3 protein-coding genes are annotated in these 3,169 nt (G+C 57.3%); all 3 read right to left on the reverse strand.

The window, feature by feature from the left end; translation table 11 throughout:
• Positions 1-325 precede the first annotated feature (325 nt).
• On the reverse strand, positions 326-1,435 hold the full coding sequence (locus tag AAE027_RS39345; RefSeq protein ID WP_370991159.1) for an adenylate/guanylate cyclase domain-containing protein: 1,110 nt from the start codon (positions 1,433-1,435) through the stop codon (positions 326-328).
• A 513-nt stretch (positions 1,436-1,948) separates the two neighbouring features.
• Complete coding sequence (locus tag AAE027_RS39350; protein ID WP_370991158.1) at positions 1,949-2,194, reverse strand: ABC transporter substrate binding protein; 246 nt, start codon at positions 2,192-2,194, stop codon at positions 1,949-1,951.
• Entirely contained in the window at positions 2,173-2,841 is a 669-nt protein-coding gene (locus AAE027_RS39355) for an ABC transporter substrate-binding protein (protein WP_479714274.1), read from the reverse strand. The genes AAE027_RS39350 and AAE027_RS39355 overlap by 22 nt, the downstream gene beginning before the upstream one ends.
• Positions 2,842-3,169: the final 328 nt, after the last annotated feature.

Genomic DNA, 3,169 nt, shown 5'->3' on the forward strand with positions numbered 1-3,169 from the left:
CTATGGAGGCGAGCCAGCGCAACCGTTGCTCACTTTCGCGAAGTGCATTTTCAAAGTCGCTATTTCGCGTCATAGGGATGATCCCCTGGTCCAGAAGCTCAGCGGGCCTTGACGGCAAAATCATAGCACCAATGTTCCGTCCAGCATCGACCCGCCAACGTAGAAATCTGGTGCCAGTTCATGAGGTCGCCTTTGGGTCAAACTGAGAAAAGCTCAACGCGAGCAATTCGCGTTCGCTCGACCACGCGAAGCAGACCCCGAACCGGCGAGCGACGGCTTCTCCGATAGGCAAAGGAACGGTTGCGCATACTAACTCCTATCTCGATTACGCGCTCGCCGCGAAGATGTCCCATCGGCCGGGTAGACCCTTCAGCTCGTGAGTCCCGCGGTCTGAGAACTTCAGCCCGGCACCGGCAACTAGGTCGGTGACGACTCGCGAAACCAACACTTCATCTGGTCCGGCATGTGCCATTACACGCGCGGCGGCATGTACGGCGATACCCCCGATATCCCCTCCGCGCAACTCAATCTCGCCGGTATGAAGCCCCGCCCGCACAGGCAAACCCAAGCGCCTCGTTGCGGCTTCGAATGCCAGCGCGCAACGGATTGCCCTCCCCGGTCCGTCGAACGTGGCGAGAAATCCATCGCCGGTCGTTTTGACTAGCTTCCCGCGATGCTGCATCACGATGTGTCGCGCCGTTTGGTCGTGTTCATCAAGCACCCGGCGCCACGCCTGATCGTCCATCTCAGCCGCCCGCCGAGTTGAATCGACGATATCGGCAAAGAGCACCGTCACCAGCACGCGATCGCTATCCAGCGCAGTCAGCTCCCGGTGACCCGTAACAAACTCTTCGATATCGCCGCACAAGCGCGGCCTGTCTCCGGGAAAAATGAGGTGGTCACTGCAATCTGCGTAGCACAAGAATTGAGCGCCCGGAATTTGCGAGGCCAAGAACTGCCCATTCTCGATGGACATGACATCGTTTTGACGGTGTATCACCAGCGTCGGCACTCGAACGGAAGGAAGAATGGCCCTCACATCGATCTCGATGTTGTACCGAGCCGCCATCTTGAGAGCGCCTGGACTAAATGCCAGGCGTTCCAGCTTGGCGTACCGTCGAGCAACATCGGGCTCATCCGCGTGGCTTGGGAGAAAGTGGCGGAGGGTTACCCCAGTACCCCAGCCGGCTGCCCACAAGTTGTCCACGCGGTTCACTATGTCCTCTCCCGACGGCCTGAATGGATAGCCGGGGGCACTGCTAAATCGTGCAAAGGCGCCGAAGAGCACGAGGTGCGAGACCCTTTCGGGAAAGGTCGCAGCAAACATGACGCTGATCGACCCGCCCTCAGAGCAGCCCAACAGCACCGCGCGCCTCGATCCGATCGCGTCCATGACGGATCTGACGTCGTCGATGCGTTGCTCGAACGATGGCATGCCGAGGTATCGATCAGATAGGCCTTGCCCGCTCTTATCAAAAGTAACGACCCGCGCAAAAAAGTAGCGAGGCGGTCCAGGAAATCCGTATAGCCCGGAATTTCATGCAGAAACTCAACGTGAGTGATCATTCCCGGCACGAAGATCAAATCGATCGGACCATCGCCCATCACTTGATAGGCGATGTTTAATTCGCCACTCCGGGTATAGCGCGTCTCGGGCGGCTCCAGTGTGCTCATGCGTTCCACCAGCAGCTATCGACCGCGTGCAAACCGCTGTCGCTTCCTTCGGCACCGCAGCTCACACTATCACCGAAGCACCGGAAGCCAACGCCCGGTTTACTCCTCACGGCCAACATCGAAGCCTCGGGCGGACTTTGTCGCGATGGGTCATAAGCGGCCTTCGAAGCGAGCGCGGCCACACGTCTGCTCTACCGACGATAACCGACATCACGACGGGATTATCGTGGTTCGACTAAGGGCCAACAACGGTCTACCGCACTTGCAGTATGCACTATTCGATTACCTCGTCGGCGTTGGCGATCAATGTAGGAGGCACGGTCACACCGAGCGCAGTTCTTAGGTTGATGAGCAGCTCAAATCTGGTCGGTTGCTCCACGGGTAATTCGGCGGGCTTTTCACCCTTCAAAATCCGATCAACGTAAACCGCCGCACGGCGGGCCATCGCCCGCTGGTCAACTCCATAGGAGATAAGACCTCCAGCCTCAAGAAGCTCTCTTACGTAGCCGCAGCTCGGCAATTACGCGCAAGTGCGAGATCCGCGATCACTTTCCTGGCCTGAAAGATCAAGCTTTCGCCGTTAGCGACCACCCCTTGCATGCCTGCCTTTACCATCGCGTCAAATGCGGGCTCGAAATCGCCGAGCGCGCGGACCTCGAAACCTTGGGTATCAACGCCGAGCTTTATGCCTGCCTCGGTCGCCTCCTGAACATAGAGGCTCGATATTTTGACGTTTGGATTGATGAGCAAGCCAACACGCGTAACCGTCGGGACAATCTCCTTAAGATACTGCAACCGCTTCGCACTGAGCTGGACAGAAAAATTCGACAATCCCGTAACATTCCCACCGGGTCGTGCAAAGTTTTCGATCAGGCCGGCTCCGATAGGGTCAAAACCGAACAGGAAGACTATTGGAATTGTTTTGGTCGCCTTCTTTAAGTGCGGCGCAGCCGCCCCGGCACCAACCAATACATCACACTTTAAAGATACGAGTTCGGCTGCCATCCTGTCGAAAACCTCGGGCACTTCATCAGGAAAGCGATATTCTAGCGTTATGTTCTGTCCGTCGACATAGCCCTGCTTCCAGAAACCCTCAACCAGTGACTGATAGTATGGAGTTTCTTCTTCGATGTTGGCGGCATGCCAGAGGACGCCAATTTTGGGGATGCGATGCGGCCGTTGCGCGCGCTAGGCGTGGCCACATCGCAGCCGTGCTGCCGAGTAATGTGATATTCGCGTCGTCTCATGTGCTGCTCCAGCCAGAGACTGCTCGCGAGTATAGCAGCTTTTGGGCCTTGTCTGTACCGCGCTGCAGCGCAATGAGCGCGGCAATGTCAGCTCAGGGTCTTGGCCGTGTAAAAACGGCTTCAAAAGGCATCGGTCCGGAAGCTAGGAACCGCGCCTGTCTCAGATCGCGATCGCAGTGATCAGTGGCTTGGCCCCGACGATGTTCATGACCCGTGTAAGATTATAGGCCAAGACCGAGAGTGCCATC

The sequence above is a fragment of the Bradyrhizobium sp. DN3 genome (assembly GCF_041357655.1).
In the GTDB taxonomy this organism is placed as follows: domain Bacteria; phylum Pseudomonadota; class Alphaproteobacteria; order Rhizobiales; family Xanthobacteraceae; genus Bradyrhizobium.

Coding starts and splice junctions, on each gene's coding strand:
- AAE027_RS39345 (WP_370991159.1), bottom strand. CDS start 1,435: ATGCCATCGTTCGAGCAACGCATCGACGACGTCAGATCCGTCATGGAC.